The sequence below is a fragment of the Streptomyces sp. NPDC029041 genome, assembly GCF_040637515.1.
In the GTDB taxonomy this organism is placed as follows: Bacteria; Actinomycetota; Actinomycetes; order Streptomycetales; family Streptomycetaceae; genus Streptomyces.
The window spans coordinates 150,862-167,677 of sequence record NZ_JBEZWO010000005.1; the positions used below are offsets into that span (position 1 = coordinate 150,862).

Here is a 16,816-nt window from a genome sequence, read left to right on the forward strand (position 1 = left end):
CGCACACTAGGCAGGCGGCCAGCCCACCGGCGAACGGATTCTTCAGGCCAAGTGGCGGTACCGGCCCCGGAAATACGTCAGCGGGCCCCCTTCCGCGCTCGGCACCCCCGCCGTCAGCACCCGGCCGATCACCAGTGTGTGGTCACCGGCCGGTACGCGCTGCTCGGTGCGGCACTCCAGGACGGCCAGGGCCCCGCCGACCAGCGGGGCGTCGGTGTACTCGCCGCGTGTGAAGGGGATGTCGGCGAACAGCAGCCGGTCGCTGACGCGGCCCTTCATCGCGAAGCGGCCCGCGATGTGCCGCTGGCTCTCGGAGAGGACGGAGACCGCCCACAGGTCCTGCTCCTCCAGCAGCTCGTCCATGCGGGAGCCCTCCCGCAGGCTCACCAGCACCAGGGGCGGGTCCAGGGACACCGACATGAAGGCCGTGGCCGTCATGCCCACGTCCTCGCCGCCCGGCGCCGTGGGGTCGTCCGGGTCGAGCGGCGGCTCCTGCGCGGTCACCAGGACCACGCCCGAGGCAAGCCGGGACATGGCGGCGCGGAACTCGTCGTTGCTCACCCCCTCAGCATGCCCGGAGGCGGGCGACGGAATGACCGGGGACGTGGCGGCGGGAGTGTTCGGCACACCCGGAACGCTAATCTCCGCCCCGCGGGCCCCGCATCGGACTCCCGCCCGATCACGGTCCTAGGACCACTGACGGACATCCGCGGTCGTGTGACGGGTACCGGGGAAATACATGTGCGCAACCCGACAAAGTTTGCGTTCGGTAGACGGACGTGAAAACGCAGAAACTCCACTCAATTGTTCAGGTTTGCCTGTGACTTGAGTCACAAGGGGCAGGAATTGTTGACCCTGTGTACCGAGTGAGCAGCGCGCTGTGATTCAGTGGCGGGGAAGCTGCCAGGGCGATACGCCGACGAGAACCCTTGAATCGCTGCGAGTAATCGGGGGGAGGGCGAGCATGGAGACCGAGTCGGAGCCCTACGTCCGTCTTGCGTCCCTGCGACAACTGCACCAGGTCATGGCCGACATGAACACGGCCCGCAGCCTGGCGGACACACTGCAGACCGTCGCGGAGGGCGTCGTCACCGCCCTCGGGTACGAGCTGGCGTGCGTGAACCTCGTCCGCCCGGACGGCGACCTCGTGGTCGCCGCCTTCGCCGGGAACCCCGCCGCCGAGGCCCTCATCACCGGCCGCGTCGGCTCACGCGAGTCCTGGGAACGCCGCCTCGGCATGGGCGAGCACTGGGGCGACCTGGTCTTCATATCGCACACCGAGGGCTGGGTCCTCGACGACGACGACGTCCCGCAGTGGTACACCGACGGCCCCGCCCCCCGCTTCGAGGACGAGTGGCACCCGGCCGACCGGCTCTTCGCCCCCATGTACGCGCCGGGCCCGCAGGGCAGCGCGGCGGGCGGCGAACTGATCGGCGTGCTCTCCGTGGACCGGCCGCGCAACGGCCGCCGGCCGGGCGCCTGGGGCCGCGAGGCGCTCCAGATGTACGCCTTCCAGGCCGCCATCGCCATCAGCAACGCCCGGCTGCGCGCCAACATGCAGCGCGCGCTGGTCCGCCTGGAGCGCGAGCAGCAGGCGCTGCGGGCGAGCGAGGAGAGCTTCCGGCAGGCCTTCGAGTACGCACCGTCCGGCATGGCCATCGCCGAGATGGGCGGCGACCAGCACGGCCGGATCCTGCGCACCAACGACGCGCTGTGCCGGCTGCTGGGCCGCCCCGCCTCCGCGATGCGCCGCTACTCCTTCTCCGACCTGGTCCACCCCGAGGACATAGGCACCCTGCTGCGCACCTCGGCGGAGGGCGGACGCGCGGAGCTGCGCCTCGGCCGCCGGGACGGCACGTACGTCTGGGTCAGCCTGCGCAACAGTGTGGTCGCCGACGCCGCCGACGGCCCGCGCTTCCTCCTCACCCACGTCGAGGACATCGAGGAGCGCAAGCGCCGCGAACTCCAGCTCGCCCACCGCGCCTCGCACGACTCGCTCACCGGCCTGCCGAACTCCGCGGAGCTGCGCTCGCGCCTGTCCGCCCGGCTCTGTCAACGCGCGTCATCCCCGCGCACCGCCGTGGAATCCGTCGACGCGGCCTACGGCCACCCCGACTTCGACGTGGCCGGGCCCGGCTTCGACTTCCGGCAGGGCGCCGAACCGTACGACGCCTACGACCACCATGTGCACACCGTCGCCCCGGACGGGGGCCACGACGACGGCACCAAGGGCCTCGCCGTGCTCTTCTGCGACCTCGACGGCTTCAAGTCGATCAACGACCGGTTCGGGCACAACGCGGGTGACGCGGTTCTCATCGAGGTCGCCCGGCGGCTGAGCAACGGCGTCCGCGACGGGGACACCGTCGCCCGGCTCGGGGGTGACGAATTCGTCATCCTGGCCGACGGGCTCGGCCGCGCCGACGCCCAGGACCTCGCGGTCCGGCTGCGCAACGAGATCATCCAGCCCATCCGCGCCGAGGGGCGGGCCGTACGGGTCGGTGCCAGCTTCGGCATCGGATGGGCACACTGTGGAATGACGGCGGACGAAGTGTTGAAATCCGCTGACGAGCGGATGTACGTCGAGAAACGATCTCGTCCCAAACAACACAGACGCGCCGGGTGAAGCCCTGGTCAGCGAGTTGATGCGGTCTGGGTCACCCGTTTGGGCCCCTGGGAGCGGGTAGGCTCGCTAACTCACCCGTGTACCGCATGCACCGCACCTGACTGAGGAGACCAAGGGATGACGCCCGGCAACAACGGCGCGAGCACGCCCGAGGACGACGACCCGTTCGGCTATCTCTACGCCGACGGGCAGGCCAACGGGGCCCAGCCGCCGTCCGGGGGCTACGGCTACCCCAACTCGGTCAACCGGGTGCGGGCCGTCGGCACCCGCCCGTACGGCCAGCAGCAGCCGCAGGCCGCTCCGACCGCGCCCTACGGCCAGGTCCCCCAGCAGGCTGCCCAGAGCCCCGGCCGGCCCAACGCGCACTACGCGGCGCCGGAGACGCTTCCGGGCGGTGCGCAGACCGTGCAGCATCACATGCCGGCCGGTGGCGGTGGCGGCGGCCGGGGTGGCCGCGGCCCGAACCACAAGGGCCTGCTGATCGGCGCGATAGCGGTGGTCGCCGCGGTCGTCGTCGGCATCGGCGTGGCCATGCTGGGCGGCGACAAGGACAAGGACGACGCGTCCGACGAGGTGGGCACGAAGCCGACCCAGTCCCAGGAGTCGAAGCCGAGCCCTTCGGCGAGCCAGGGCGGCGAGAACAAGGTGGAGCTGCCGGAAACCGACGCGAAGGCGCTGCGGCTCGGCGGCGCCGCGACCCTCGCCCAGGACGTCAAGGGCGCCGAGTCCGAGGGCGGCATCTACGTCGGGAACCTCAACCAGGTCGGTTCCTCGGTGACGTGGACCGTCAACGGTGTCCCCAAGGACGGCCCCTACACCGTCTTCGCCCGCTACAGCACGGCGGACGAGGACCAGAAGATGACGCTGACCGTCAACGGCAAGCCGTTCGGCACCAAGCTGAACCTGGGCAACTTCGCCCACGCCAAGGACGGCGACTTCTCCAAGGGCTGGACGAAGACCTACGCCTACCCGACCCTCACCGAGGGCACCAACACCATCACGGTCTCCTGCGAGGACGGCGACAAGTGCAACGTCCTGCTGGACAAGCTGTGGCTGAAGGCGGGCCAGGTCGAGGACTGAGCCGGCTAGGCCGCGCTGACCTCTCCCGAGACCGTCACCCTTCCCAGCAGCTCCTCGTACACCCCACGGTCGAATTCGCCGGCCGCCGGTGCCCGTACCGTCGCCGCTGCCAGGGCCGTCGCCCGGGTCAGGCGGTCGGGCCAGGGGAGATGGTCTGCCAGGCCCGAGAGCAGGCCCGCCACCGCCGCGTCGCCCGCGCCTGTCGGGTTGCCTCGCAGTGACGTCGGGGGGACGGCTCGCCAGCGGCCCTCCCGGGTGACTGCCAGCATGCCGTCCGGGCCGAGGGAGGCGACCACCGCCCCGGCGCCCCTGCGGCGGGCGTCCTGTGTCGCGCGCAGCGGTTCGTGGGAGCCGGTCAGCTCCGCCAGTTCGTCGGCGTTCGGCTTGATGATGTCCGGGCGGGCCGCGACACCCCGGCGCAGGGGTTCGCCGCTGGTGTCCAGGAGGACCGGGACCGAGAAGGAGCGGGCCGTGCGGACCAGGCCCGCGTACGCGCCCACCGGGACGCCCGGCGGCAGGCTGCCGCACAGGGCCACCGCGGAGGCCGAGGGAAGCAGGTCCGCGTAGGCCTTCTGGAGGGCCGACCACTCCTCGGGCGTGACCGTCGGGCCCGGTTCGTTCAGCTGGGTCGTGTCGCCGGTGCGCTCGTCGGCCACGGCGATGGTCCGGCGGGTCGCCCCGGAGATCGGGACGAGCGCGTCCACCACGCCCGGCACCGCCGCGAGCCCCTCCCGCACGACCCGGCCCGTCGCCCCGCCCGCGAACCCCGTCACCGTCACCTCGTGCCCGAGGGCCGCGAGCACCCGGGCCACGTTGACCCCCTTGCCGCCGGGGCGCTCGGTCACCTCGGAGACGCGGTGCGAGGCGTGCGGCCGGAGCGACCGTACGCGGTAGGTGATGTCGAGAGCGGTGTTCAGCGTGACCGTGAGGATCACCCGGGCCGACCTCCCCCGATGCGCTTGCCGACGTGAACGTGCAGGTAGCCCGATCATGCCAAACGAGACGGCGGTCGGCCCAGTCCTGGAGTCGGCCACCGTCTCCCGACTACGGGACGGATCAGCCCAGTTGGGGACCGACCACCCACTCGCCCCGTCGCATCACGCCCTTCAACTCGTACGCGGAGTCGAGGATCAGCAGGTCGGCGTGTTTTCCGGGCTCCAGTGAGCCGATCGTGTCGTCCAGGCCGAGCAGCCGGGCCGGATTGGCGGACAGGGCCGTCACCGCCTCCTCGACGGACAGTCCGTCGACGGTGACCGCCCGCTTGAAGGCGCGGTCCTGCGTGAGGGTCGAGCCGGCGATCGTGCCGTCCTCCACGAGCCGGGCCACACCGTCCGCGACCTCCACCTCCAGCGGGCCCAGCCAGTACCGTCCGTCGCCGAAACCGGCCGCGTCCATCGCGTCCGTGATGAACGCGACCCGGTCCGCCCCCGCGTGGTGGAACGCCAGCCGCAGCGCGGCGGGGTGCAGGTGCGTGCCGTCGTTGATCAGCTCGACCGTGATCCGCTCGTCCTCCAGCAGCGCGGCGATCGGGCCGGGGGAGCGGTGGCCGAGGGGCGGCATCGCGTTGAAGAGGTGCGTGGCGACCGTGGCGCCCGCGTCGATGGCCTCCACCGTCTGCTCGTAGGTGGCGTCCGTGTGGCCGATCGCCGCGATCACGCCGTGGTCGGCGAGGAGGCGTACGGAGTCCAGGCCGCCGGGGAGTTCGGTGGCCAGCGTGAGCATCCTGGCCTGGCCCCGGGCCGCGTCGATCAGCTTGCGGACGTCCCCGGGGTGCGGGTCGCGCAGGAGGGCCTCGGAGTGGGCGCCCTTGCGGCAGGGGGAGATGAACGGGCCCTCGAAGTGGACACCGGCGATCTCGCCCTGCTCGGCGAGTTCGCTCAGCAGGCCGGCGCGGCGGGTGAGGAAGTCCATGTCGCCGGTGACGGTGGAGGCGACCAGGGTGGTCGTGCCGTGCAGTCGGTGGGTGTGGATGCCCTTGAGGATGTCGTCGACCGAGCCGGAGGTGAAGGAGGCTCCGCCGCCGCCGTGGTTGTGCAGGTCGACGAAGCCGGGGATGACGTAGTGGCCGGTTACGTCGATGACGTGGGCGTTTTCGGGGGCCCGCGGGGTGATGCGGGTGCCCTCGATGGCCACCTGGCCGTTTTCGGCGGTTCCGGTGGGGAGGACCACGGTCGCGCCGGTGAGCACAGTGGGGGCTCCCGATGTGGCGGGGTGCGGGGGCGTCGTGGCTGGTCGCGCAGTTCCCCGCGCCCCTTGGGGGGATGCCATCAGGGCGTTACCTCCATGCGGTTGGTCGATGCCAGAAGATCCCAGGCCAGTAGGCCCGCCCCCAGGCATCCGGCGCCGTCGCCCAGCGCCGCGGGGACGAGCGACGGCTGTTTCTGGAAGGTGATCCGCTGCCGGATGGCCTCCCTCAGCGGCGTGAAGAGGGTTTCCCCCGCCTCCGCCAGGCCGCCGCCGATGATCAGGGTGCGGGGGTCCAGCAGGGTCAGGGCCGTGACCAGGCCGTCGGCCAGGGCGGCCACGGCCTGCTGCCAGACCGCCTCGGCCCTCGGGTCGCCGGAGTCCACCGCCTTCGCGCAGTCCGCCGCGTCCGCGCCCGGCTCGCCGCAGGCCGCGGCCCAGGCCTCGCTCACGGCCGCCGCCGAGGCGAAGCGCTCCAGGCAGCCGCGCTGTCCGCACGGGCAGGGCGTCCCGCCGGGGCGTACGACGATGTGCCCGATCTCGCCCGCGAAGCCGTGCGCACCCGCCTCGACCCGGCCGTCGACGCCGATGGCGCCCGCGATGCCGGTGCCCAGGGCCACGAACAGGAACCGGTCCGCGCCCCGGCCCGCACCGACCCGGCCCTCGGCGAGGCCGCCGGTGCGCACGTCGTGCCCGAGGGCGACGGGGACGTCCAGCCGCTGCGCCAGCAGGTCGCGCAGCGGGACGTCGCGCCAGCCGAGGTTGGCCGCGTAGGCGGCGACGCCCCGCGCCTCGTCGACGATGCCGGGAACGGCCACGCCGGCTGCGCAGGCGGGCGTGCCGAAGTGCTCGGTGCCGTACGCGTGCAGCTCGGCGGCGAAGTCGAGGATTCCCGCGACGACGGCGTCCGGCCCCTGGGCGCGTCCGGTGGCCCGGCGGGCCCGGTGCAGCACCTCGCCGCCCGGCCCGGCCAGAGCGGCCTTCATCCCGGTGCCGCCCACGTCGAGGGCGATGACATGTCTCACGGGAACAGTGTGACCCGGGGACCCGCGAGAGGTCTAGTCCACTCACGTGGTGTAGACCTTGTTCCGGATATCGAAATGTGTCGGCGGCTCAGATGCCGGGGTTGGGGAAGAACAGCGGTGCAGCGGCGAATGGCAGGAACGATCGCGGTGGTGTCCGCACTGGGCATGACGGCGGTCCTCGGCGGCTGCGGCCTCACGGGCGGCTCGTCCGACGTGACCCTGAAACTGGTCGCCGCCGACTACGGCGACAACGCGGCCAACAGCTCGAAGAAGTACTGGGACAAGCTGGCCGAGGAGTACGAGGCCGGCCACCCCGACGTCAAGGTCGACGTCAGCGTGTACTCCTGGAACGACGTCGACCGCAAGGTCCGTGAGATGGTCGCCGCCGGTGACCCGCCGGACATGGCGCAGATCGGCGCGTACGCGGACTACGCGGCGAAGAACCAGCTCTACAAGGCCGACGACCTGCTCTCCATACCCGTGCAGGCCGACTTCGTCGGACAGCTGGCCTCCGCGGGCCAGGTGAAGGGCGTGCAGTACGGGATGCCGTTCGCCGCCTCCACGCGCGTGCTCTTCTACAACAAGACCCTCTTCGCCAAGGCCGGCATCACCCCGCCCGAGTCCTGGAAGGACCTGGCCGCCGGCGCCGAGGCGCTCAAGGCGGAGGGTGTGAAGTACCCGTACGCGCTGCCCCTCGGTCCGGAGGAGGCGCAGGCCGAGACCATGCAGTGGATGCTCAGCGGCGGGGGCGGCTACACCGACAGCGTCGACAGCTACGCCATCGACTCCCCGCAGAACATCGACACCTTCTCCTGGCTGAAGGAGGACCTGGTCGGCAAGGGCCTGACCGGGCCGGTCGCGCCGGGCCGGCTCAACCGGGCCGCGGCGTTCGCCGCCTTCGCCAAGGGCCAGGTCGGCATGCTCGACGGCCACCCGTCGCTGATGAGGATCGCCGCCAAGGGCGGGGTGAAGTACGGGATGGTGCCCACGCCGGGACACGAGGGGCCGAGCAGGTCGACGCTCGGCGTCTCCGACTGGATGACCGCGTTCCGCAAGAACGGCCACCGCGACCAGGTGGGCGACTTCCTCGACTTCGTGTACAGCGAGAAGAACGTGCTGGCCTTCTCCCGCGAGTACGACCTGCTGCCGGTGACCTCCTCCGCGTCCGGCACCATGGCCGCGTCCGAGGAGGACCGGCACCTCAAGCCGTTCCTGGAGGAGCTGCTGGCCTCCGAGCTCTATCCGGTCGGCAAGACCTCCTGGGCCGACGTCAGTGCACAGGTCAAGCAGCGCATCGGCAAGGCCGTCGCGCCCGGTGGCAGCCCCTCGGGTGTCCTCGGCGGCATCCAGGTGGCGGCGACCCGGGCGGAGAGCGGGGAGTAGCTCCGCTGTGCTGTCGGTGGCGGGCGTTACGGTGCCGGGTATGGACGAGGAGACGGGTGAGCAGGGGCTCGGGCGCCGGGAGCGGGACATTCTCGCGCTCGAACGCCGGGGCTTCTCCGGGCCCGGCGTGAAGGAACGGGCCATACGGGAGGAGCTGGGGCTCGCGCCTGTGCGGTATTACCAGCTGCTCAATGCGCTGCTGGACGACGCGCGGGCCTTGGCACACGATCCGGTGACGGTCAATCGGCTGCGGCGGGTTCGGGAGCGGCGTCGGTCCGAGCGGTGAGTGGGGATTCCTGGCCGTCGCGGGCTGCGGGTGCGTGGGGGTTGTTCGCGCAGTTCCCCGCGCCCCTGGAGGTACGTGTCCTTCAGCCGATCTGGTGAGCCAGGGCCCTCAGCAGCCCCACGACACCCTCCGGGCCGTCCACCACCACGTCCGCGCGCTCCCTGAGTTCGGTCACCTCGTCGCTGCCGCTGCACACCAGCAGGCCCGGGGTGCCGGTCGTGCGGAGGGTGTCGACGGCCGAGTAGGCGGGCAGGTCGCCCAGGTCGTCGCCGCCGTAGAGGACCGAGCCGGCGCCGATCTCTCGCGCGAACCCGGTGAGGGCGGCGCCCTTGTCCATGCCGGGCGGGCGCAGTTCGAGGACCATGCGGCCGGGCTCGACGATCAGCCCGTGCCGGGTCGCCAGGCCGGTGAGCGGCTCGCGCAGGGCCTCGAAGGCGCCCTGCGGGTCGGCGGCCCGGCGGGTGTGCACGGCCACCGCCCGGCCCTTGTCCTCCACCCAGGTCCCGCTGCCTTCGAGCAGCCCGGGCAGTTCGGCGCGGACCGCGTCGACGCCCGGGTGCGGGTCGGGTGCGGTGACCTCGCCGCTGCGGGCGTCCCACCGCTCGGCCCCGTAGTGCCCGAGGACGACGAGGTGCTCCAGGCCCGGCGCGTTCGCGAAGCCGCCGTTGCGCACGGCGACCTCGGCGGGGCGGCCGGTGATCACCGCGATGGCGGCGACCTTCGGGGCGAGCGCCGTCAGCGCGCCCAGGGCCTGCGGGTGGGCCCGGGCCTGCTCGGGGTCGGCCACGATCGGCGCGAGCGTCCCGTCGAAGTCCAGGGCGATCAGTGCCTTCCCGGGCTGCGCGAGGAGAGCGGCGAGACCGTCCTGACCGGCCTGGGTGGCGGGGGTGGGGAGGGCCGCCGCGTCGGGCCCGGGCAGGCCGCCCCGCCCGCGCTGCGCGGCCGGCGACTCGTTCGCCGGGCCCCGGCTCGACACGCCCCTCTGGCTGCTCATCCGGTCCTCAGCCCCTCAGCGCGTCGAGCTGGTCCAGGAACCACCGGGCCGGTGGCAGGGCCGTCGCCGCCGCGGCCAGGCGCTTGGTGCGTTCGGCGCGTTCCTCCGGGCGCATCGACAGCGCCTCGTGCAGGGCCGCCGCCGTGCCCGTCACGTCGTAGGGGTTCACCGTGATCGCGTCCTCGCCCAGCTCCTCGTGCGCCCCGGCCTCCTGCGACAGCACCAGCGCGCAGCCCGCGTCGGAGACGACCGGGACCTCCTTGGCGACGAGGTTCATGCCGTCGCGGATGGGGTTGACCAGGGCCACGTCGGCGAGCCGGTAGGCGGCCAGGGAGCGGGCGAAGTCGTCCTTGACGTGCAGCACGACCGGCTTCCAGCCCGGCGTGCCGTACTCGGCGTTGATCTCGTCCGCCAGCCGCTGCACCTCGGCCGTGTAGTCCCGGTACACCGCGAGGTCCTGCCGGGAGGGGTAGGCGAAGGCGACGTGCGTCACCCGCTCGCGCCACTCGGCGTGGGTCTCCAGCAGCCGGCGGTAGGCCAGCAGGCCGCGCACGATGTTCTTGGACAGTTCGGTGCGGTCCACCCGGACGATGGTGCGGCGGCCCTCGCCGATCTCCTCGCGCAGCGCGGCGATCCGCTCCTCGACGTCCGGCTCGTGGGAGCGCGCGCGCAGGAAGTCCGCGTCGGCGCCGAGGCCGTGCACGCCGACCCTGGTGCCGCCGAGCCCGCCCGCGAACCGCTCGGCGCACGCGGTGAACGCCTCCGCCCAGCGCTCGGTGAGGAAGCCCAGCCGGTCCGCGCCGAGCATGCCGCGCAGCACCTGCCCGGCCACGTCGTCCGGCAGCATCCGGAAGTACTCCGGCGGCGCCCACGGCGTGTGCGAGAAGTGCCCGATGCGCAGGTCGGGCCGCAGCTCGCGGAGCATGCCCGGCACCAGCGTCAGGTGGTAGTCCTGCACCACGACCGCCGCGCCCTGCGCGGCCTCTTCCGCCAGCGCCTCGGCGAACGCCCGGTTGTAGGCCTCGTAGGACGCCCACTGCCGCCGGAACTCCGCGTCGAAGACGGGCTCCAGCGGCGTCTGGTAGAGCATGTGGTGCACGAACCACAGGACCGAGTTGGCGATGCCGTTGTACGCGTCGGCGTGCACGTCGGCCGGGATGTCCAGCATCCGCACGCCGTCCTCGCCGACGCCGCGCCGCACCGCCTCCCGGTCACCGTCGGAGAGCGCCGAGCACACCCACAGCGCGTCCGCGTCCGAGCCGATCGCGGAGAGCCCGGACACCAGCCCGCCGCCGCCCCGCTTGGCGTCCAGCGAACCGTCCTCACCCACCGTGTACGAGACCGGGCCACGGTTGGAGGCCACCAGCACCTGTGCAGCACCGTACGTCGAAGACATAAGCCTCAACCTAGCCCGGCCCCCGAACGCTCAAACGTGCGGATCTGCCGCACCCGGCCGAAAAGGGCCCCGGTCAGGCCGCCTTCCGCGCCTGGTACTCGGCGATCTCCACCATCGGCGGGCGCTCCTCGGTGTCCACGGAGTGAGTCCGCGGCTCGAAGCCGTCCGCCCCCCGCTCGAACTGGGTCAGGGACGGCCGGATCAGATGCCCGCGGGCCAGCCGCAGCTGGGCGGTGCGGTAGATCGCGGCGGCCATCCGGCCCAGCGCCTGCCCGTCCTGGTGCCGGTGCTTGCGCACCCCCACGTCCACCTGGGCGAGGGCGTCCAGGCCCACCAGGTGCAGGGCGTCCACCAGCATGCCCAGCTCCACGCCGTACCCGACGGGGAACGGCAGCTGCTCCAGCAGTGAGCGGCGGGCCGCGTACTCGCCGCCGAGCGGCTGCACGAAGCCGGCCAGCTGGGGCCAGTGCATGTTGAGCAGCGGGCGGGCCATCAGCTCGGTGACCCGGCCGCCCTGCCCGGCGGCACCGCCGAGGGGGCGGTCGTACATGGCCTTCACCAGGTCCACGTCCGGGTCCGTGAGCAGGGGGCCCACGATCCCCGAGACGAAGTCGGACGAGAAGTCCCTCAGGTCCGCGTCGACGAAGCAGACGATGTCCCCGCGGGTGACGAGCAGTGAGCGCCACAGCACCTCGCCCTTGCCGGGCACGGCGGGCAGGCGGGGGAGGATCTCGTCCCGGTGCACCACCCGCGCGCCCGCGGCGGCGGCCACCTCGGAGGTGCGGTCGGTCGACCCCGAGTCGACGACGACCAGCTCATCGACGAGCGGGACCTGCAGCATCAGGTCATGGCGGATGACGGCGGCGATGTCGCCGACCGTCTCCTCCTCGTTCAGCGCGGGCAGCACGACACTGACCGACCGGCCCGTGCGCTGCTTGGCGGCGAGGATCTGGTGGAGCGGGCGCTCGTTCGCTGACCAGGAACGGGTGCTCAGCCAGCGCTCGACTTCTTCCAGCACCGTGGCGGCTCCTTTGCGTGCTCTCGGCGGGACGGACTGCCCGCCGCGGTAGCGGCTGACGGATGCAGTCATCTCGCGGTTCGGACGACTATCTCAACTCTCCTGGTCGTCGGTTACAGTCTTGAACAACGCGGATGACCATCACATGTCCGGGGTCACCCGCCGCCTACAACCACATACAGCTCATCCAGAGGGGCAGAGGGAAACGGCCCGATGAAGCCCCGGCAACCCTCCAGTCGGTACTCGTAGGTCACTGGCGACCACACGCGCGAGGCTCCCGGCTCGGGAAGGTGCCAAATCCGTCTCACGGCGAGATGCGTCGTGAGGAAGATGAGGAGAAAGGGCCTCGCCTCACATGGCTGCGCAGACTGTTGCAAGCACCACTGAATCCACCGTAGACCTCGGCCCCGCCGCCGCGCTCAGCTGCCGCGAGTGCGGCCACCGCGTGCCCCTCGGCCCGGTCTTCGCGTGCGAGGAGTGTTTCGGCCCGCTGGAGATCGCCTACGACTTCTCGGCCTACGACACCGAAGAGCTCCGCAAGCGCATCGAAGCGGGTCCCGCGAACATCTGGCGCTACGCCCCGCTGCTGCCCGTCCCGGCCGACGTGGCGGACAAGCCGAACATCAACCCGGGCTGGACCGCGCTGGTCAAGGCCGACAACCTCGCGCGTGAGCTGGGTGTCGACGCCGGGAAGCTGTTCGTGAAGGACGACTCCGGCAACCCGACGCACTCCTTCAAGGACCGTGTCGTCGCCCAGGCCCTGGAGGCCGCCCGCGCCTTCGGCTTCACCACGCTCTCCTGCTCCTCCACCGGCAACCTCGCCGGCGCCGTGGGGGCCGCCGCCGCCCGCGCCGGCTTCCGCTCCTGCGTGTTCATCCCGCACGACCTGGAGCAGGGCAAGGTCGTCATGGCAGCGATCTACGGCGGCGAGCTCGTCGGCATCGAGGGCAACTACGACGACGTGAACCGCTTCTGCTCCGAGCTGATCGGCGACCCGGCCGGTGAGGGCTGGGGCTTCGTCAACGTCAACCTGCGGCCGTACTACGCGGAGGGTTCCAAGACCCTGGCGTACGAGATCTGTGAGCAGCTCGGCTGGCGGCTGCCGGACCAGCTCGTGGTGCCGATCGCCTCCGGTTCCCAGCTCACGAAGATCGACAAGGGTCTGCAGGAGCTGATCAAGCTCGGTCTGGTCGAGGACAAGCCGTACAAGATCTTCGGCGCGCAGGCGCTCGGCTGTTCGCCGGTGTCCACGGCGTTCAAGGCCGGGCACGACGTGGTGCGCCCGCAGAAGCCGGACACCATCGCCAAGTCCCTCGCCATCGGCAACCCGGCGGACGGGCCGTACGTGCTGGACATCGCGCGGCGGACCGGCGGTGCGGTGGAGGACGTGACGGACGAGCAGGTCGTCGAGGCGATCAAGCTGCTGGCGCGGACCGAGGGTGTGTTCGCGGAGACCGCCGGTGGGGTGACGGTGGGGGTGACGAAGAAGTTGATCGAGAGCGGGGCTCTCGACACCTCCAAGACCACCGTCGTGCTCAACACCGGAGACGGCCTCAAGACGCTGGATGCGGTGGCCGGGACCGGGCTGACCGCGACCATCCGGCCCAACCTGGACTCGTTCCGTGAGGCCGGGCTCGTCTGATCGTCGTTCGCTGCGGGCCGGTGGGGGCTGGTCGCGCAGTTCCCCGCGCCCCTGAGGACGCGCCCCAGCCGTAGCTCAATCGAAACCGGAGGTCATATCCCGATGAGCGTCACCGTTCGGATCCCCACCATCCTGCGTACCTACACCGGCGGGCAGGCCGAGGTCGCCGCCGAGGGCGCGAACCTCGGGGAGGTCATCGCCGATCTGGAGAAGAACCACACCGGGATCGCCGCCCGCGTGCTGGACGACCAGGGCAAGCTGCGGCGGTTCGTCAACGTCTACGTCAACGACGACGACGTGCGGTTCGAGCAGGGTCTGGAGACGGCGACGCCGGACGGTGCCGGTGTGTCGATCATTCCCGCCGTCGCCGGCGGCTGAACCGGTCGGTCGGCTGGTTGTTACCTTCGGTAACGACCGTCACTGAGAGTTTATCGAATTGCCCCCTCCGTGAGAGAAGCGGAGGGGGCAATTCTGTGTGGTTGAGCGGGGTACAGTTGGGGAACGCGGCCCCGATTCCCTGATCGGAACCCTGAATTCCCGCTACGAGCCCGACAAGATGTAGCCAAAGTGTGTATGTCTTTTGCGGCTTTTGTTCCCTTTGTGTGGCCCGACTTGCCCTGAATTCGGGCGAATTCTCCCCACATTCCGGACCCTGCGCGTCCAGATTTCTCGTCCGATTGACCTGTTGCAGACGGCAGTTGGACAGATACATTCAGCCGCGGTCGACGCGTTCCGGCGCACGCCCCCAACCGTGGGGGGTGAGGTCTGACCCGGATCCGCGAAGTGTGGATCTGTGCAAGGGCCAGTAATAGGGGAGTTAGGCATGGCTCAGGGCACCGTCAAGTGGTTCAACGCGGAGAAGGGGTACGGCTTCATCGCGGTCGACGGTGGTGCGGATGTTTTCGTCCACTACAGCGCGATTCAGATGGACGGCTACCGCACCCTTGAAGAGGGCCAGCGGGTCGAGTTCGAGATCTCGCAGGGTCAGAAGGGACCGCAGGCCGACATGGTTCGCGTCTCTGCCTGAACGCGCACCACGACCAACGCTCAAGCGACCGGTCTTCTGAGAAGGGCCCGCACCCCCCGGGGGGTGCGGGCCCTTCGGCCTGCTCGAAGCGCATGCCGGGGGTGTTCGCCGGGGGCTGACGTGACCGCCCGATCCCCGGGAGGCGCTTGCACTCGCCATGCCCGAGTGCTAATCATTGCGTTAGCACTCTGAAGGTGAGAGTGACAACGTAAGGACCGGGTCGGTGAGGCCCGCAGGCCGGGTGGGGAAGGAACCCACGAGGCAAGCGAGCCGTCCGTCGCGGGCGCGGGCGCGGTCCGGAGTCATCACCCCCAGTCCTGGAGGGACCACTTCACATGGCCAAGATCATCGCGTTCGACGAGGAGGCGCGGCGCGGCCTCGAGCGCGGCATGAACCAGCTCGCGGACGCCGTCAAGGTGACGCTCGGCCCCAAGGGCCGCAACGTCGTCCTCGAGAAGAAGTGGGGCGCGCCCACGATCACCAACGATGGTGTCTCCATCGCCAAGGAGATCGAGCTCGAGGACCCGTACGAGAAGATCGGCGCCGAGCTGGTCAAGGAAGTCGCCAAGAAGACGGACGACGTCGCCGGTGACGGTACGACCACCGCGACCGTTCTCGCCCAGGCCCTGGTCAAGGAGGGTCTGCGCAACGTAGCCGCCGGCGCCAACCCGATGGCCCTCAAGCGGGGTATCGAGCGTGCCGTCGAGGCCGTCTCCGCCGCCCTGCTGGAGCAGGCGAAGGACGTCGAGACCAAGGAGCAGATCGCCTCCACGGCCTCCATCTCCGCCGCCGACACCCAGATCGGCGAGCTCATCGCCGAGGCCATGGACAAGGTCGGCAAGGAAGGCGTCATCACCGTCGAGGAGTCCCAGACCTTCGGTCTGGAGCTGGAGCTCACCGAGGGTATGCGCTTCGACAAGGGCTACATCTCGGCGTACTTCGCCACCGACATGGAGCGTATGGAGGCCGTCCTCGACGACCCGTACATCCTGATCGCCAACTCGAAGATCAGCAACGTCAAGGACCTGCTGCCGCTCCTCGAGAAGGTCATGCAGTCCGGCAAGCCGCTGCTGATCATCGCCGAGGACGTCGAGGGCGAGGCCCTGTCGACCCTGGTCGTCAACAAGATCCGCGGCACCTTCAAGTCCGTCGCCGTCAAGGCCCCGGGCTTCGGCGACCGCCGCAAGGCGATGCTGCAGGACATCGGCATCCTCACCGGCGGCGAGGTGATCTCCGAGGAGGTCGGCCTCAAGCTGGAGAACGCCACGCTCGACCTGCTGGGCAAGGCCCGCAAGGTCGTCATCACCAAGGACGAGACCACCATCGTCGACGGTGCCGGCTCGGCCGACCAGGTCCAGGGCCGCGTCAACCAGATCCGCGCCGAGATCGAGAACAGCGACTCGGACTACGACCGCGAGAAGCTGCAGGAGCGCCTGGCGAAGCTCGCCGGCGGTGTCGCGGTCATCAAGGCCGGTGCCGCCACCGAGGTGGAGCTCAAGGAGCGCAAGCACCGCATCGAGGACGCCGTGCGCAACGCCAAGGCGGCCGTCGAGGAGGGCATCGTCGCCGGTGGTGGCGTGGCCCTGCTGCAGGCCTCCCAGGTCTTCGAGAAGCTGGAGCTCGACGGTGACGAGGCGACCGGCGCCAACGCCGTGAAGCTCGCGCTGGAGGCCCCGCTGAAGCAGATCGCCGTCAACGGTGGTCTCGAGGGCGGCGTCGTCGTGGAGAAGGTCCGCAACCTCACCGTCGGCCACGGCCTGAACGCCGCGACCGGTGAGTACGTCGACATGATCGCCGAGGGCATCATCGACCCGGCGAAGGTGACCCGTTCCGCCCTGCAGAACGCCGCCTCCATCGCCGCGCTGTTCCTCACCACCGAGGCCGTCATCGCCGACAAGCCGGAGAAGGCCGCCGCGCCCGCCGGCGGCGGCATGCCGGGCGGTGACATGGACTTCTGATCGACCCCTGGGAATCTCCCGGGTTGATCAACGTCCTTACCGAGGGCGGCACTCCCTGTTCCGGCAGGGGGTGCCGCCCTCCGGCGTGTGCGGGATCACAGCGGGGGCGGGATGGCGCGACCGGACCGGGTGGTTGAACACTAGGTCCTATGCGTGTGCACATACTGACCGGTATGCGTGCACTGTCCGGTATCCCAAGG

15 protein-coding genes and 1 riboswitch are annotated in these 16,816 nt (G+C 70.9%); of the genes, 8 read left to right on the plus strand and 7 right to left on the minus strand.

What is annotated here, in order from left to right:
* Positions 1-42: 42 nt before the first annotated feature.
* Positions 43-627: a flavin reductase family protein gene (locus tag AB0F04_RS14060; RefSeq protein WP_362041092.1), complete on the minus strand. Its 585-nt coding sequence runs from the start codon at positions 625-627 to the stop codon at positions 43-45.
* 337 nt (positions 628-964) lie between these two features.
* Here AB0F04_RS14060 and cdgB point away from each other — a divergent pair, with 337 nt between their 5' ends.
* Together cdgB and AB0F04_RS14070 are read left to right on the plus strand one after the other, a co-directional pair.
* The gene (cdgB, locus tag AB0F04_RS14065) at positions 965-2,623 is read left to right on the plus strand and encodes a diguanylate cyclase CdgB (RefSeq protein ID WP_362041095.1); all 1,659 of its coding nucleotides are present in this window, start codon (positions 965-967) and stop codon (positions 2,621-2,623) included.
* A gap of 117 nt (positions 2,624-2,740) precedes the next feature.
* On the plus strand, positions 2,741-3,703 hold the full coding sequence (locus AB0F04_RS14070) for a carbohydrate-binding protein (RefSeq protein ID WP_362041097.1): 963 nt from the start codon (positions 2,741-2,743) through the stop codon (positions 3,701-3,703).
* 5 nt (positions 3,704-3,708) lie between these two features.
* Here the strand turns inward: AB0F04_RS14070 and AB0F04_RS14075 are convergent, their stop codons facing one another.
* The 3 genes from AB0F04_RS14075 to AB0F04_RS14085 all read right to left on the minus strand — a co-directional run bounded on the left by AB0F04_RS14075 (position 3,709) and on the right by AB0F04_RS14085 (position 6,912).
* Positions 3,709-4,638 (minus strand): 1-phosphofructokinase family hexose kinase, encoded by a 930-nt coding sequence (locus AB0F04_RS14075; RefSeq protein WP_362041100.1) that lies wholly within the window; start codon positions 4,636-4,638, stop codon positions 3,709-3,711.
* Positions 4,639-4,759: 121 nt separating this feature from the next.
* Positions 4,760-5,890, minus strand: a complete 1,131-nt coding sequence (gene nagA / locus AB0F04_RS14080) for an N-acetylglucosamine-6-phosphate deacetylase (RefSeq protein ID WP_362041101.1) — start codon at positions 5,888-5,890, stop codon at positions 4,760-4,762.
* Between the two features lie 80 nt (positions 5,891-5,970).
* Positions 5,971-6,912 carry an ROK family protein gene (locus AB0F04_RS14085; protein WP_362041103.1) on the minus strand — a complete coding sequence of 314 codons (942 nt, stop codon included), beginning with the start codon at positions 6,910-6,912 and terminating at the stop codon, positions 5,971-5,973.
* Between the two features lie 129 nt (positions 6,913-7,041).
* Between AB0F04_RS14085 and AB0F04_RS14090 the strand changes: the two genes are divergently transcribed.
* Positions 7,042-8,295 carry an extracellular solute-binding protein gene (locus tag AB0F04_RS14090; protein WP_362041105.1) on the plus strand — a complete coding sequence of 418 codons (1,254 nt, stop codon included), beginning with the start codon at positions 7,042-7,044 and terminating at the stop codon, positions 8,293-8,295.
* A gap of 40 nt (positions 8,296-8,335) precedes the next feature.
* Positions 8,336-8,581, plus strand: a complete 246-nt coding sequence (locus AB0F04_RS14095) for a DUF3263 domain-containing protein (protein ID WP_362041108.1) — start codon at positions 8,336-8,338, stop codon at positions 8,579-8,581.
* Between the two features lie 82 nt (positions 8,582-8,663).
* On the opposite strand, the gene otsB is transcribed toward AB0F04_RS14095, so the two are convergent.
* The 3 genes from otsB to AB0F04_RS14110 all read right to left on the minus strand — a co-directional run bounded on the left by otsB (position 8,664) and on the right by AB0F04_RS14110 (position 11,989).
* The gene (otsB, locus tag AB0F04_RS14100) at positions 8,664-9,575 is read right to left on the minus strand and encodes a trehalose-phosphatase (protein WP_362041111.1); all 912 of its coding nucleotides are present in this window, start codon (positions 9,573-9,575) and stop codon (positions 8,664-8,666) included.
* A gap of 7 nt (positions 9,576-9,582) precedes the next feature.
* Positions 9,583-10,971 (minus strand): trehalose-6-phosphate synthase, encoded by a 1,389-nt coding sequence (locus tag AB0F04_RS14105; protein WP_362041113.1) that lies wholly within the window; start codon positions 10,969-10,971, stop codon positions 9,583-9,585.
* Positions 10,972-11,044: 73 nt separating this feature from the next.
* Positions 11,045-11,989 (minus strand): glucosyl-3-phosphoglycerate synthase, encoded by a 945-nt coding sequence (locus AB0F04_RS14110; protein WP_362041116.1) that lies wholly within the window; start codon positions 11,987-11,989, stop codon positions 11,045-11,047.
* A gap of 180 nt (positions 11,990-12,169) precedes the next feature.
* Positions 12,170-12,326: riboswitch (SAM riboswitch) on the plus strand.
* Positions 12,327-12,344: 18 nt separating this feature from the next.
* On the opposite strand from AB0F04_RS14110, the gene thrC reads away from it, so the two are divergent.
* The 4 genes from thrC to groL all read left to right on the plus strand — a co-directional run bounded on the left by thrC (position 12,345) and on the right by groL (position 16,616).
* Entirely contained in the window at positions 12,345-13,631 is a 1,287-nt protein-coding gene (gene thrC, locus AB0F04_RS14115; protein ID WP_362041117.1) for a threonine synthase, read from the plus strand.
* Between the two features lie 102 nt (positions 13,632-13,733).
* Positions 13,734-14,009: a MoaD/ThiS family protein gene (locus AB0F04_RS14120; RefSeq protein ID WP_003991133.1), complete on the plus strand. Its 276-nt coding sequence runs from the start codon at positions 13,734-13,736 to the stop codon at positions 14,007-14,009.
* A gap of 445 nt (positions 14,010-14,454) precedes the next feature.
* A complete protein-coding gene (locus AB0F04_RS14125) occupies positions 14,455-14,658 on the plus strand; it encodes a cold-shock protein (RefSeq protein ID WP_010035953.1) in 204 nt (67 codons plus the stop codon).
* 335 nt (positions 14,659-14,993) lie between these two features.
* Positions 14,994-16,616: a chaperonin GroEL gene (gene groL / locus AB0F04_RS14130; protein ID WP_053672570.1), complete on the plus strand. Its 1,623-nt coding sequence runs from the start codon at positions 14,994-14,996 to the stop codon at positions 16,614-16,616.
* The last annotated feature ends 200 nt before the right edge of the window (positions 16,617-16,816 follow it).